We start from the raw sequence: 14,004 nt of genomic DNA on the forward strand, positions 1-14,004 counted from the left end.
AGACCGTCTAGGACGGGTCCGGTGGCTCGAACGCGATGGCCGTGGCCGCGAAGCCGCGGCCGTCGTCGTCCAGGCCGCTGAGCTGGAACGTGGTCAGCACCCGGTGGTCCGCGCTGTCCAGCACGGTCGCGGTGCTGCCGCTGGACAGGAACAGGCGGCGGTCGCCGGGTGCGACGGCCAGGGTCTTCGCCTTGAACCGCAACGCCTTGGTGGTGCGCGTCGCGGTGTCGACGAACGCGACCCGGCGGTCCTGGGCGACGTAGACCCGCCGGCCGTCCGACGAGACCGCGATGGCGCCCGCCGCGCCCTTGCCGGTGGACGCGGACCAGCGCACCTCGTCGGTGCGCGGGTCGATCGCGGAGACGGAGCCGACGCCCTCGCCGACGTCGAGCGAGCTGACGTACACCGCGTCGCCGTCCGGGCTCACCGCGACGTGCTGCGGCATGTCGGCGACGTCGACCGTCGTCAGGGGGCTCGCGGTGGCGGTGTCGATCACGCTCACCGTGCCGTCCTGCGCGTTGGCCACGTACAGCTTGCGGCCGTCCGGCGTGATCGCGATGCCCTGCGGCTGACCGCCCGCCTTGATCGCCGCGACCAGCCGGAACCGCTCCGGGTCCACCACCGCCACCGCGCCGCTGCCGGTGACGTAGAGGCGCTTGCCGTCCGGCCGCAGCACGGCCTGGGCCAGCTGCGCGCCGGCGTGGATGCGGCCGACCACCTCGCCCGAACCCGGGTCGACCGCGGTGATCACGCCCGCCCAGCCGTTGACCACGTAGACCCGGTCGCCGCCCGGTCCGACCACCGCGCCGGTGGTCCACGCGCCGGTGTTGGCACTGGCCACGACCTCGCCGTCGGAGGTGTCGAGGACCTGCACGCGACCGTTGTGCGCGACCACGTACGCCCTGGGCGCGGGTGTGCCGGCGGCGGCGACGACGTGCGACTTCCCGCCGCCCGCGGCGGACAGCGCGGCGGTGACGAGGAGAGCGGCGGTGCCCAGGGCTGCGGTGCGTCGACGTCCCCACATGGCTGGGATGGGAACACCGCCGGCCCGCCGGCTTCCACCCTCGTCCCACGGACGAGTTCCTTTTGTGCCGGACCGGGTGAGCCGACTGCCGCCCGCGACGGCGGGACGGGCGGCAGCGCGGGGGCCTGTGCGCCCGGCGCCGGTCGCTCGGGGGGCGAAACGACCGACGCCGGGCCCCTGCCGGTGCTGGGCACCGGTGGTCATGACCCCGACGACGTAGGACTACCACCAGGTTGACGCAGTCCGGGCCGTTTTGGATCCCGAGAGCTACGAATCAGCCGAAATTCTTCGAGTTGCCACCAGCTTGGCGTAACGGGTGCCCGCCGTCAGGAGGACGAGGCCCGCGCCGATGAACGCGAGGACCCTCGCGATGCCGTCCAGAGCGGCCAGGTCGAACAGCAGCAGCTTCGCCACCGCCGCTCCGACCAGCACCAACCCGGCCACCCGCAAGGGCTTCCGGTCGATGCCGCGCACCAGCAGCACCAGCGCGGCGACCGTCCACGACACCGTCACGATCGAGTGACCGAAGAGGAATCCGGTCACGTCCTGCGACACCAGCAGCGCACCGCACAGCACCACGCCGGCCGCCGCGTACAGCAGGACGACACCCGAGGCGACCCACGGGAGCGGGTGCCTGCCGAGGACGCGCAGGCTCGACGCGACCCACGGCAGCACCACCATCAGGGCGCCGAGGACCAGCGAGGTCAGCGTGCCGGACACCAGGTAGCCGCTGCTGTCCACCCGCCACGGCTCCTCCAGCAGCAGGCGGGGCGGCACCGCGTCGTCGACGGTGAGCAGGAAGCCGATCGCGCCGAACACCGCCGAGCCGATCAGCGGACCGCGGGACGACAGGACCTTCGCCAGGAACGCCAGCAACAACGCCTCGGCCAGCACCACGGCGGCGCGCGTGCTGCCGTCCAGGGCGAGGGCGGTCGCCTGGAACAGGGCGAACACGCCCACCCCGCCGACCGCCGCGGTGAAGTCGCGCGGCAACGACCGCCGACCGGCCGCCCACAGCGCGAGCATCACCACCGCGACCACGCCCGCGACACCCGCGCCGAGCAGCCGGTCGAGGACGGCGGTGGTGAGCAGGGCGGGCACCGGCGAGCCGACCGCCAGCGCGAGCGCGGTCCGGTCACCGGGCCGGACCCTGATCGTGAGCACCGCCGACGCCACGCCGACCGCGGCGGCCAGCAGGGCGATCCCGGCCAGCGCGCGCCCGTCCGTGCGACCGATCACCAGGACCGCGGCCAGCAGCGGCGGGACGCCCGCGGTGACGGCGAGCCACGGCCAGTCGCGCTTGAGGTGCACCGGGCCGGCGGCGATCTTGAGGACCAGGAGGAACGCGACGAGCAGCGGCGTGAAGCCCTGGGTCAGGACCGGCGCGCACACCACGCAGGCGGCGACCACGCCGATGGCGAGGGTGGCGGAGTCCCAGCGCAGCGCCAGCAGCAGCCCGCCGGCCGCGACCAGCAGGCCCGCCGCCAGGCCGCCGCCCTCGGGCAGGTACGCGTAGATCGAGGTGGCCGCGACGACGTCCAGGTAGAGCACCGCGATGCCGGTGGCGGCCAGGGCGAACGCGCCGGTCCGGCCGGTCGGGGTGCGGTGCAGCCACAGGCCGAGGCCGACGAGCACCCCGCCCAGCGCCGCGCCGCCGAGGACGCGGGGCAGCGGGCCGAGGTAGCCGCGCTGGACGGCGAGGACGAGCAGGAGCACGACGCCGAGCAGCGTGACCGCGCCGCCGACCCAGGCCAGCAGCTTGCTGCCCGCGCCGTCCTTGGCGAGGCGGTCGAAGAGGGTCGGGCCCGGTGGCGGCGGCGGGGTGGGGGTCCAGTGCGGTCCCGGCGTCGGACCCCAGGCCGAGGGAGGTGGGGGTGGGGCGTGCGGCGGGGTGTGCGGGTTCGGCGGGAAGGGCCGGTGACCGGCCGGGTGGCCGGTCTGGTGGGGCACGGCTTGTGGCGCCGGGGTGGTCGGCTGGGCCGGGGCCTGCGGCACCTGCGGGGCCTGTGCTGCTTGAGCGGCCTGCGCGGCCGGCTGTGGCGTGGCCGGGGCGGCCGGCTGTGGCGCGGGGTGCGGTGCGGCCTGTGGTGCTGGTGTGGGTGGCTGGGCTGTGGCATCCGTGCTGGTCACAGGAGCAGCGGGGGCCGGCAGCGTCGCCACTGCCTGGGTGCTGCCGACCCGGTGCAGCTCCTGCCCCACCGCCTCCAGGCGGCGGCCCAGGTGGCCGAGTTCGTCTGCCAACCTCATCAGGGGTTCCTGCCCAGTCCCGGTCATGTGACCAGCATCGCCCGGTCGGGTGGTATCCGGAATCCGTACCTCTACTCAGTCGCGTGCCCGGCCGCGTGCCGAACCGGTCGCGCCGGGACCTGGCAGAGTCGTCGGCGTGACTGTCCTGGTGCTCGGCTCGGCCAACGCGGACCTCGTCGTCCCGGTGCCGCACCGCCCCGCGGCCGGCGAGACGGTGCTCGGCGGCGACACCGCCGTGCTGCCCGGCGGCAAGGGCGCGAACACGGCGGTGGCCGCCGCCCGGCTCGGCGCGACCGTCGCGCTGGTCGGCGCGGTCGGCGCGGACCAGTACGGCGAGCTGCTGCTGGACTCGCTGTCGTCCTCGGGCGTGCGCACCGACTTCGTCCGCACGTCCGCGCGGCCGACCGGCCTGGCCTACATCACCGTCACCCCGGACGGCGAGAACTCGATCGTCGTCGCGCCCGGCGCGAACTCGGACGTCGGCCCGTCCGATGTGGACGCCCTCACCTGGGACGGCGTGTCGGTCCTGGTGTGCTCGCTGGAGGTCCCGGCGGCGACGGTCGCGCACGCGATCCGGGTGGCGGCCGATCACGGGGTGCGGCCGGTGCTGAACCTGTCCCCGGTGGTCGAGGTGCCCGCCTCGGCGCTGGCCCCGCTGGACCCGCTGATCGTGAACGAGCACGAGGCGGCGGCGCTGGCGCCGTCGTTCGCCGGGCTCCTGGCGCTCGGCCCGAAGTCCGCCGTGGTCACGCTGGGCGCGCGCGGCGCGGCCGTGGTCACGCCGTCCGGTGTGGTCGAGGTCGGCGCGCCCGAGGTGTCCGTCGTGGACACGACGGGCGCGGGCGACGCGTTCGCGGGCGCGCTGGCGGCCGGCCTGTCGTCCGGCTCGTCGCTGGTGGACGCGGCCGGGTTCGCCGCCCGGGTGGCCGCGCTGTCGGTGACGTCGGCCGGCGCGCAACCGTCCTACCCGACGTCGGAGCGGGTCCGGGACGCGTCTCGTCCTTCACGGCCCCACGATCCGAAGGGTATGGTCTAGACCATGTCGAGCGCGCGCCTGAGTGGTGTCGGGGTCAGTTCCGGTCGGGCCTCCGGGCCGGTGGTCCGGGTGGCGGAACCGCTCGGCGAGCCGGACGCCGGACCCGCGCCCGCCGACCCGGCGGCCGAGGCCGCGCGCATCCGGCCCGCCGCCGACGTGGTCGCGACCCGGTTGCGGGACCGGGCCGCCGCGGCGAGCGGCGACGCCAAGGACGTGCTGGAGACGACCGCCGCGATGGCGGCCGACCCGGCGCTGCTGTCCCAGTCCGAGAAGCTGGTCACCACCGACTCGCTGCCCGCCGCGCGGGCCGTGCACCAGGCCGCCGCCGGGTTCATCTCCGCGCTGGAGGCGGCCGGCGGGTACATGGCCGAACGCGCGCGCGACGTCCGCGACGTGCGCGACCGCCTGGTCGCCGAACTGCTCGGCGTGCCCGCGCCCGGCGTGCCCGCGCTGGCCGCGCCGTCGGTGCTGGTGGCCCGCGACCTCGCGCCCGCCGACACCGCCGGGCTCGACCCGGCCAAGGTGCTGGCCCTGGTCACCGAGGAGGGCGGGCCCACCTCGCACACCGCGATCCTGGCCCGCGCGCTCGGCATCCCGGCCGTGGTCGCGTGCCGCGGCGTGCTCGACCTCGACGTGCCGTCGCTGCTCGTGGACGGCGACACCGGCGAGGTGCGGGCGTCCGACGGCACGGTCCGCGCGGCGCGCGCCGAGGGCCGGGCGGAGTGGAACGGCGTCGGCGCGCTGCGCGACGGGCACCGGGTGAAGGTGCTCGGCAACGTCGGCTCGCCCGCCGACGCGGTGGCCGCCGCGGCCGGTGGCGCGGAGGGCGTGGGCCTGTTCCGGACCGAGTTCTGCTTCCTGTCGGCGTCGTCGGAGCCGTCCGTCGACGAGCAGCGCGCGGCCTACGCGGCGGTGCTCGCGCCGTTCGCGGGCAAGCCCGTGGTGGTGCGGACCCTGGACGCGGGCGCGGACAAGCCGCTGCCGTTCCTGGCGCCCGAGCCGGAGCCGAACCCGGCGCTGGGCGTGCGCGGCCTGCGGGTCGCCTTCGACCGCCCGGACGTGCTGGACCGCCAGCTGGAGGCGATCGCCCTGGCCGCCGCCGACACCGGCGCCGAGGTGTCGGTGATGGCGCCGATGGTGGCCACCGCCGCCGAGGCCGCCTGGTTCGTGGAACGGGCGCGCGCCGCCGGTCTGCGGCGGGCCGGCGTGATGATCGAGATCCCGGCGGCGGCGCTGGTCGCGCACGAGGTCCTGGCCGTGGTCGACTTCGTGTCCATCGGCACGAACGACCTGGCCCAGTACGTGTTCGCGGCGGACCGGCAGGTCGGCGCGGTGGCCGCGCTCAACGACCCGTGGCAGCCCGCCCTGCTCCGGCTGGTGCGGCTGGTCGGCGACGCGGGGGCCGCCCTGGGCAAGCCGGTCGGCGTGTGCGGCGAGGCCGCCGCCGACCCGCTGCTGGCGTGCGTGCTGACCGGGCTGGGCGTGACGAGCCTGTCGATGAACCACACCGCGCTGGCGGGCGTCGGCGCGAAGCTCGCGACGACCAGCTTCGACCTGTGCCAGTTGGCGGCCCGCGGCGCGGTGGCCGCCGCCGACCCGGCCTCGGCCAAGCTCGCCGCCCGCGCCCCGCACTAGACCACGGCGGCCAGCAGGGCGTCGCGGACCAGGACGACCAACGGGTGCCGCTCGCTGCCGCGGCGCACCGCCGCGACCACCCGCCGCAGGGGCGCCGTGCCGCGCACCGGCAGACCGGGCTCGGCGTTGCGCGGCACCAGCGCCACGGCCGCGCTCGCGCGCACCAGCGCGCCCACGGCCCGGAAGTCGTCGGACGTGTGCGTGATCCGCGGCGCGAACCCGGCCTGCTCGCAGGCCAGCTCCACCACGTCCCGCACCGGGTTGCCGGGCAGCGGCGCCACCCAGTCGTCGTCCGCCAGGTCGGCCAGGCCCACCTCGGCCCGGCCCGCCAGCCGGTGCCCCGGCGGCAGCACCACGTCGAACGGCTCGGTGTAGAGCGGGAACCGGGTCAGCCGCCGGTCGTCGGTGCGCAGCCGGTACTCCTCGGTGATCGCCACGTCGATCTCGCCGTCCAGCAGCAGCGGCACGCTGGCGTGCCCCTCCACGTCGCGCACCCGCAGCGTCACGCCCGGCGCGGACGACCGCAGCGCGGCCAGCGCGGGCGCGACGACCTGCGTGATCGCCGACGCGAAGCTGCCGACCTCGACCAGGCCGGTGGCCCCCGCGGCGAACGCGGCCAGCGTCGCCTGCGCCCGCTCCAGCTCCGCCGCCACCGCGTTGGCGTGCCGGACCAGCAGCTCGCCCGCCGCCGTCAGCGACACCCGCCGCCCCCGCCGCCGCAGCAGCTCCTGCCCCACCTCGGACTCCAGCGCGGCCAGCTGCTGCGACACGGCGGACGGCGTGAGGTGCAGCGCCCGGGCCGCCGCCGTCACCGTGCTGTGGTCGGCGAGCGCGCGCAGCACCCGCAACCGCCTCGGGTCGATCACCGGCCGACCACCGGACCGCCCTGCGGCCGATCCGCCCGTGCGGTACCAAGTGTCATGCGCTCCCACCGCACGGCGGAACTGGTCATCTCGGGCCTCGGCCTGCTCGCCCTGGTCGTCCTCGGCTTCGTCCTGCCGAGCGCGCGGGCGGGCGGGTTCCAGGTGGACGGCACGGCCGTGCTGCTCTCGATCATCGTGCCCGCCATCCTGCTGGTGTTCCTCGGCATCTGGGGCAAGCGGTCCGAGAAGAAGGGCTGACCGCCGCATCTCTCCGCAGCTGCCGCCAGGTGAATGTTAAGTATTACAGTAGCCTCATTTATATAGTTGAGGCACTATCAGCTTGCTGGTACGAGCATGATCGGTTGACGGCCGGGCGGGGTTCATGTACTCTTTATATAGAAATAAGCCGAGGCTCGACCGCGCAGCCGGCAAGCAGGACGGCCGAGCCCCCGACATCAGGAGTGTGCATGAACAGAGACGACATGGCCAACCCGCGGCTGACCCTGTCCGTCGATGTCACTGACCTCAGTGACGCCGACCGACTGCGCTTCACCGAAGAGGTCACCGACCTGCTCGGCAAGTACCTCGATGGCCAGGGGACCGAAGAGGCTTCCGCGGCGGGCTGGACACAGGAGACCGTGCAAGAAGCGCTCCTCGCGCTCGAGCGCGACAACGGGTGGGTGCAGGCCGGAGTCATCCGTGCGGCGATCGACAACGGCGGCACGGTCTCCCGCGAGCAGGTCTACGCCATTGGTCAGTACGAGTCCACCAGAATGCTGCGTGGATTCACAAGGCCGGTCAACCGCGTGGTGAGCCGCATGCGTGCCAAGGGCACCATTCCCGCCACCGCCGTCGATCTGCTCGCCCCGGTCTACAACGGCGGGGTCCAGGCTACTGCTTTCCGTGTCCCCGACGAGTTGTTGAACCTGTCCGCGTAGAACTCGAACAAGCGTTGGTGGGCACGCGTGTGCCCACCAACGCGGAGTTCAGTCCGCCATCCGCTCGCGGGCCGCGATGAACGCGTCCACCGCCCGGTTCACGTCGTCGGTCGAGTGGGCCGCCGACATCTGGGTCCGGATCCGGGCCTTGCCGTGCGGCACCACCGGGTACGAGAAGCCGATCACGTAGACGCCCTGCTCCAGCAGCAGGTCGGCCATCCGGGACGCCTCCGCCGCGTCGCCGATCATCACCGGGATGATCGGGTGCTCGCCCGGCAGCAGGTCGAAGCCCGCCTCGGTCATCCGCGAGCGGAACAGGGCGGTGTTCTCGCGCAGCCTGGTCAGCAGCTCGCCGGACGAGCTGAGCAGGTCGAGCGCGGCGATGGCGGCGGCGGTGATCGACGGCGCCAGCGAGTTGGAGAACAGGTAGGGCCGCGACCGCTGCCGCAGCATCTCCACGATCTCCGCCCGCCCGGACGTGTAGCCGCCGGAAGCGCCGCCCAGCGCCTTGCCGAGCGTGCCGGTGACGACGTCCACCCGGTCCTGCACGCCGAACAGCTCGGGCGTGCCGCGGCCGTTCGGGCCGGTGAAGCCGACGGCGTGCGAGTCGTCCACCATGACCAGCGCGTCGTGCCGCTCGGCCAGGTCGCAGATCTCGTCCAGCGGCGCGAGGTAGCCGTCCATGGAGAACACGCCGTCGGTCGCGATCAGCCGGTAGCGCGCGTCGGCGGCGTCCTCGAGCTGCTTCTCCAGGTCGGCCATGTTCCGGTTCTCGTACCGGTAGCGGCGCGCCTTCGACAGCCGGACGCCGTCGATGATCGACGCGTGGTTCAGCGCGTCGGAGATGATCGCGTCCTCCGCGCCGAGCAGGGTCTCGAACAGGCCGCCGTTGGCGTCGAAGCACGAGCTGTACAGGATGGTGTCCTCGGTGCCGAGGAACTGCGAGAGCCGCTGCTCCAGCTCCTTGTGCGGCTCCTGCGTGCCGCAGATGAACCGCACCGACGCCATGCCGAAGCCCCACCGGTCCAGCGCCTCGTGCGCCGCGCGGACCAGCTCGGGGTGGTCGGCCAGGCCCAGGTAGTTGTTGGCGCAGAAGTTCAGCACCTCGTCGCCCGAGCCGACCCGGACGGCGGCGTTCTGCGGGGTGCCGATCACCCGCTCCGCCTTGTAGAGCCCGGCCGCGCGGATCTCGTCCAGGCCGGCCCGCAGGTCCTCGCGCATCGCGCCGTACATCAGTGAGCTCCCGTCCAGTCGAGGATGACCTTGCCGCACTTGCCCTCGCGAGCCGTCGCGAACGCCTCGGCGAACTCCGCGTGGTCGAACCGGTGCGTGATCACCGGGGACAGGTCGAGGCCGCGTTGCAGCAGCACCGACATCGAGTACCAGGTCTCGAACATCTCGCGGCCGTAGATGCCCTTGACGTGCAGCATCTTCAGCACGACGCTGCTCCAGTCGACGGCGAACTCCTCGGCCGGCAGCCCCAGCATGGCGATCCGGCCGCCGTGGGCCATGTTGCCGATCATCTCCTGCAGCGCGATCGGCCTGCCGGACATCTCCATGCCGACGTCGAAGCCCTCGGTCATGCCCAGCTCGGACTGCGCCTCGGAGATCGTCCGCTCGGCGACGTTCAGCGCCAGGTCGACGCCGATCTTGCGGGCCAGCTCCAGCCGGTGCTCGCTGACGTCGGTGATGACGACGTTGCGCGCGCCCGCGTGCTTGGCGACGGCCGCCGCCATGATCCCGATCGGGCCCGCGCCGGTGATCAGCACGTCCTCGCCGATGACCGGGAACGACAGCGCGGTGTGCACGGCGTTGCCGAACGGGTCGAAGATCGCCGCGACGTCCAGGTCGACGGGCGCGCGGTGCACCCAGGCGTTCTGCTCGGGCAGCACCACGTACTGCGCGAACGCGCCGTCGCTGTGCACGCCCAGGCCGCGGGTGTTGGCGCACAGGTGCCGCCGGCCCGCCTTGCAGTTGCGGCACGTGCCGCAGACCAGGTGGCCCTCGCCGCTGACCAGGTCGCCGACCCGGACGCCGGTCACCGAGGCGCCGGTCTCCACCACCTCGCCGACGAACTCGTGCCCGAGCACCAGGGGCGCGTGGACGTTGTGCGCGGCCCACTCGTCCCACGAGTCGATGTGCAGGTCCGTGCCGCAGATGCCGGTGCGCAGCACCCGGACCACGACGTCGGTCGGTCCGGGGGCGGGGTCCGGGACGTCGGTCAGCGACAGACCCGGCCCGGCGGCGGCCTTGACCAGTGCCTTCATGCGGGCGAGTGTGCCCTCACCCCCTTGTGCAGTCCATCAGGACTTTCTGAATTCACTCGTAAGTTCAGCTTCACAGGCGATGTTGCGCGCCATGCCGCCGAACACCAGCCCGTGGAACGGCCAGACCAGCCACCAGTAGACGTGCCCGGCCAACCCGCGCGGCACGAACACCGCCCGCTGCCGGTAGGTCGACCCGCCGCCGTCCTCCGCCGCGACCCGCAGCTCCAACCACGCCAGTCCGGGAACCCGCATCTCCGCGCGCAACCGCAGCAGCCGGCCCCGGTCGATCTCCTCCACTCGCCAGAAGTCCAGCGCCTCGCCGACCTGCAACCGCCTCGGGTCGCGCCGCCCGCGGCGCAGGCCGACCCCGCCGACCAGCCGGTCCAGCCACCCGCGCACCGCCCAGAGCAGCGGGAACGAGTACCAGCCGTGCTCACCGCCGATGCCCTCCACGACCTGCCACAGCCGGTCCGGCGTGGCCGCGGTCCGCCGCTCCCGGACGTCCACGTAGGACGAGCCGCCGGACCAGTCCGGGTCGGTGGGCAGCGGGTCGGCGGGCGCGCCCGGCACCGACGCGCCGGACCAGCGGGTCTCCACGTCGGCGTCGCGGACCTTCGCCAGCGCCAGCCCGACCGCCCGGTCGTAGCCGGTGTTCTCGCCCGGCAGCAGCTCCCGGACGTCGTGCTCCCGGCACACCACCTCGTGCACCAGCGACTCGATCAGCGGCGCGGCGATCGAGCGCGGCACGGGCGTGACCAGGTTGACCCAGTGCGCGGACAGGTGCGGGGTCAGCAGCGGCACCGGCAGCACGCGCCGCGGCCGCAGCCCGGCCACCCGCGCGTACCGGAGCATCATCTCCAGGTAGGTCAGCACGTCCGGCCCGCCGATGTCGAACGCGCGGTTCACGTCGGGGGGCAGCCGCACCGCGTCGACCAGGTAGCGCAGCACGTCCCGCACGGCGATCGGCTGGACGCGGTTGCGCACCCAGCGCGGCGCGACCATGACCGGCAGCCGCTCGGTCAGGTAGCGCAGCATCTCGAAGCTGGCCGACCCGGACCCGATGATCACCGCCGCCTGCAGCACCACCGCGGGCACCGAGCCGCGCAGGAACACGTCGCCGACCTCCTTGCGCGAGGCCAGGTGGGGCGACAGCGGCACACCGGGCGGGTGCAGCCCGCCCAGGTAGACGATCCGCTGCACGCCCGCGTCCTCCGCGGCGCGGGCGGTGTTCTCGGCCGCGCGGCGGTCCGCGTCGGTGAAGTCCGGGTCGCCCAGCGAGTGGACCAGGTAGTGCACGACGTCGACGTCGCGCATCGCCGCGCCCAGCGTCGCCGGGTCGAGCACGTCGCCGCGGACCACCTCGACCCGGTCGACCCACGGCACGTCGCGCAGCTTGCCGGGGTCGCGGACCAGGCACCTGACCCGGTGGCCCGCCGCGACCAGCCGGGGCACGAGCCGTCCGCCGAGGTAGCCGGTCGCTCCGGTGACGAGGCAGTGCACAGCACGATCATCGTCGGCCGCGCGCCGACGCGCAGGACGACGTCACGCGGCGGTGGCCGCCCGGCCCTCGGCCGTCACGCGTGCCGGAACCAGCGGGGCTTCTTCTTCTTGATCTCCACGTTGCCCGCGCGCACCTGACCGCGCACGACGAAGTGCGGGCGGCCGTTCAGCCCCGTGCCGACCTTGTCCTTCAGGTTGCTCGCGGCCAGCTCGACCCCCTCGGCGTTGACCGTGGCGCCGTCCGGCAGCAGCAGCTTCACCGAGCCCGCGGTCACGTCCAGCTCGATGTCCACCACCGCGTGCGGGATGGACGCCTCGCGGAAGTCCAGGTCCGTCGTGCCCATCCGGTTGCGCACGACCAGCTGCCGCGGCACCGTCCAGTTGCCCTTGCGGTTGACCGTCGACATGGTCGACCTGAGCTCCTGGCGGTCCTGCGCGGCGGCCAGGACCTGCTCGTCGTGCACCATGCCCGGCAGGTCCAGCAGCACCGCGTTCAACTGGCCCCGGGTGCGCGCGGCCAGGGCGGTGTCGGTCCGCTCGGTGAACTCGTCCAGCGTGATCAACCCGCGGCCGATCGCCTTCTGCAGCAGCCCGACGACGTGCTCGCGCTCCGCGTCGGACACCCGGAAGTCCCTGGGGTCGGTCATGGCTCAGCCCTCCGGTTCGACGTCGAGCCCGTGCTCGATCGCGTACCGCGCCAGCTCGACGCGGTTGTGCAGCTGCAGCTTGCGCAACGTGGACTGCACGTGGTTCTCCACCGTGCGGTGCGAGATGACCAGCCGGTTCGCGATCTGCCGCGCCGTCAGCCCCTTGGCCACCAGCCGCAGCACCTCGGTCTCCCGCTCGGTGAGCTGCGGCTTGTCCTCGTCCGGCGTGGCGGCCATCCGCCGGTACTCGCCGAGCACCAGCCCGGCCAGGCCCGCGGTGAACACCGCGTCGCCCGCCGCGGTCCGGTTGACCGCCTCCACCAGCTCCTCGGCCGAGGCCGACTTCACCAGGTAGCCGGACGCGCCCGCCTTCACCGCCTCCAGCACGTCGCTGTGCTCGCCGCTGGCCGACAGCACCAGCACCCTGGTCCCCTCCAGCGACCCGGTGATCACCGTGGTCGCCTCCACCCCCGTCGTCTCGCCCAGGTTGAGGTCCATCAGCACCACGTCCGGCCGCACCGCGCGGGCGATCCGCACCGCCGACGCGGCGTCGCCGGCGGTCGCGACCACCTCGAAGCCGCGTTCGGCCAGGTCGCGCGCGACACCGTCGCGCCACAGCGGGTGGTCGTCCACCACCATCACGGAAACGCTCATCTGAAGACTCGAACCTCCCACTCGGTGCCCTCCCCCGGCCCCGTTTGCAGCTCAAGCGTCCCACGCAGCGCCTCGACCCGGCCCCGGATGGACTGGGCCACCCCCATCCGGCCCTCGGCCTCGGCGGAGGCCAGCCTGCCCTCGGGGATGCCCGGACCGTCGTCGCGGACGCTGAGCACGACCTCCTCGCCGAGGTCTTCGAGCAGCACCCAACCCCGCGCCTCGCCGCCCGCGTGCTTGTCCACGTTGGACAGCGCCTCGCGCACCACGGCGGTCAGCTCGGACACCGTCGAGGCGGGCAGCATCACCCTGGTGGCCGGGGTGGACACCTGGAACCGGGACGACGCGAGCAGCTGCAGCGCCGGCCGCAGGTCCGCGTCACCGCCCGGGGTGGACTCGGTGGGCGCGGCGGCCACCAGCGACCGCAGCGCGACCTCCTGCTCACCGGCCAGCTCGGCCAGCTCGGCCGCCTCGCCGCCCAGCTCCAGGCCGCGCTTGCGCACCCTGGCCAGCACCTGGAGCACGCCGTCGTGGATCGAGCGCGCCAGCCGCTCCCGCTCCGCCGTGGCCGCCTCGGTCCGCAACGCCTGCGCCAGCCGCACCGCCGAGCGGCGCGCGGTGGTCGACGCCATGCCGACCACGAAGCCCGCGCCGGTCAGCAGGACCACGTCGCGCACCAGGTCCACGGTCAGCTCGACGCGGTTGAGGTAGGTGCTCAGCCCGACGGCGAACCCGGCCGCCGCGCCCGCGACCTGACCGCCGAGCGCGCCCGCCGCCACCGCCGGCCCGCACGCCCAGATGGTGGTGATCAGCGGGACGTCGTACAGGAACTGGGCGTCCGTCATGATCAGCGGCGAGAGGGACATCAGGCCGCACGCCACCACCAGGTCGGCCACCACGACCCACGGCCGCCGCCCGTCCTCCCGGCTGTACGCCTGGATGGTGAACACCGACCACAGCGCCATCGCCGCGATCACCGCCCACGCCAGCCAGGGCCGCTCGTACCCGCCGTGGTTGACGACCGCGTTGCCGAGGGCGAACAGGAACGTCACCACGCGCAGCGCGACGGTTCCGCGCCAGAGGTGGGCGACCGGGTCCTCCAGCACCGACGTCCCCCGGTCGGATGGCTTTGTGCGCACGGTGTGCTCCTTTCACGGCCATCTTGCCGTGTCGGAGCGGCCCGACCGACCCCC

General features: G+C 74.0%; 13 protein-coding genes. 4 read left to right on the top strand and 9 right to left on the bottom strand.

The window, feature by feature from the left end; all coding sequences use genetic code 11:
* Window positions 1-7: 7 nt before the first annotated feature.
* On the bottom strand, window positions 8-1,024 hold the full coding sequence (locus AB0F89_RS07495; RefSeq protein ID WP_367133918.1) for a YncE family protein: 1,017 nt from the start codon (window positions 1,022-1,024) through the stop codon (window positions 8-10).
* 267 nt (window positions 1,025-1,291) lie between these two features.
* The gene (locus AB0F89_RS07500) at window positions 1,292-3,271 is read right to left on the bottom strand and encodes a DUF2339 domain-containing protein (protein WP_367133920.1); all 1,980 of its coding nucleotides are present in this window, start codon (window positions 3,269-3,271) and stop codon (window positions 1,292-1,294) included.
* A 136-nt stretch (window positions 3,272-3,407) separates the two neighbouring features.
* Here AB0F89_RS07500 and AB0F89_RS07505 point away from each other — a divergent pair, with 136 nt between their 5' ends.
* Window positions 3,408-4,307, top strand: a complete 900-nt coding sequence (locus AB0F89_RS07505; RefSeq protein ID WP_367133922.1) for a ribokinase — start codon at window positions 3,408-3,410, stop codon at window positions 4,305-4,307.
* A gap of 3 nt (window positions 4,308-4,310) precedes the next feature.
* Window positions 4,311-5,942: a phosphoenolpyruvate--protein phosphotransferase gene (ptsP, locus tag AB0F89_RS07510; protein ID WP_367133924.1), complete on the top strand. Its 1,632-nt coding sequence runs from the start codon at window positions 4,311-4,313 to the stop codon at window positions 5,940-5,942.
* Here the strand turns inward: ptsP and AB0F89_RS07515 are convergent.
* Complete coding sequence (locus AB0F89_RS07515) at window positions 5,939-6,808, bottom strand: LysR family transcriptional regulator (RefSeq protein WP_367133926.1); 870 nt, start codon at window positions 6,806-6,808, stop codon at window positions 5,939-5,941. The two genes, ptsP and AB0F89_RS07515, sit on opposite strands and share 4 nt — an antisense overlap.
* A gap of 54 nt (window positions 6,809-6,862) precedes the next feature.
* Between AB0F89_RS07515 and AB0F89_RS07520 the strand changes: the two genes are divergently transcribed.
* Complete coding sequence (locus AB0F89_RS07520; protein ID WP_367133928.1) at window positions 6,863-7,063, top strand: hypothetical protein; 201 nt, start codon at window positions 6,863-6,865, stop codon at window positions 7,061-7,063.
* Window positions 7,064-7,272: 209 nt separating this feature from the next.
* Window positions 7,273-7,743, top strand: a complete 471-nt coding sequence (locus AB0F89_RS07525; RefSeq protein ID WP_367133930.1) for a hypothetical protein — start codon at window positions 7,273-7,275, stop codon at window positions 7,741-7,743.
* A 48-nt stretch (window positions 7,744-7,791) separates the two neighbouring features.
* Here the strand turns inward: AB0F89_RS07525 and AB0F89_RS07530 are convergent, their stop codons facing one another.
* The 6 genes from AB0F89_RS07530 to macS form a co-directional block, all read right to left on the bottom strand.
* Window positions 7,792-8,976, bottom strand: coding sequence for a glycine C-acetyltransferase (locus AB0F89_RS07530; protein WP_367133932.1), 1,185 nt, complete (start codon window positions 8,974-8,976; stop codon window positions 7,792-7,794).
* On the bottom strand, window positions 8,976-10,010 hold the full coding sequence (gene tdh, locus AB0F89_RS07535) for an L-threonine 3-dehydrogenase (protein WP_367133934.1): 1,035 nt from the start codon (window positions 10,008-10,010) through the stop codon (window positions 8,976-8,978). The genes AB0F89_RS07530 and tdh overlap by 1 nt, the downstream gene beginning before the upstream one ends.
* A 36-nt stretch (window positions 10,011-10,046) precedes the next feature.
* Window positions 10,047-11,510, bottom strand: a complete 1,464-nt coding sequence (locus AB0F89_RS07540; RefSeq protein ID WP_367133936.1) for an SDR family oxidoreductase — start codon at window positions 11,508-11,510, stop codon at window positions 10,047-10,049.
* 74 nt (window positions 11,511-11,584) lie between these two features.
* Window positions 11,585-12,157 carry a DUF1707 domain-containing protein gene (locus AB0F89_RS07545; RefSeq protein ID WP_367133938.1) on the bottom strand — a complete coding sequence of 191 codons (573 nt, stop codon included), beginning with the start codon at window positions 12,155-12,157 and terminating at the stop codon, window positions 11,585-11,587.
* A gap of 3 nt (window positions 12,158-12,160) precedes the next feature.
* Window positions 12,161-12,811 (bottom strand): response regulator, encoded by a 651-nt coding sequence (locus AB0F89_RS07550; protein ID WP_367133940.1) that lies wholly within the window; start codon window positions 12,809-12,811, stop codon window positions 12,161-12,163.
* Entirely contained in the window at window positions 12,808-13,950 is a 1,143-nt protein-coding gene (macS, locus tag AB0F89_RS07555) for a MacS family sensor histidine kinase (protein ID WP_367133942.1), read from the bottom strand. The genes AB0F89_RS07550 and macS overlap by 4 nt, the downstream gene beginning before the upstream one ends.
* Window positions 13,951-14,004 lie beyond the last annotated feature (54 nt).

The organism is Saccharothrix sp. HUAS TT1 (genome assembly GCF_040744945.1).
Taxonomy (GTDB): Bacteria; Actinomycetota; Actinomycetes; order Mycobacteriales; family Pseudonocardiaceae; genus Actinosynnema.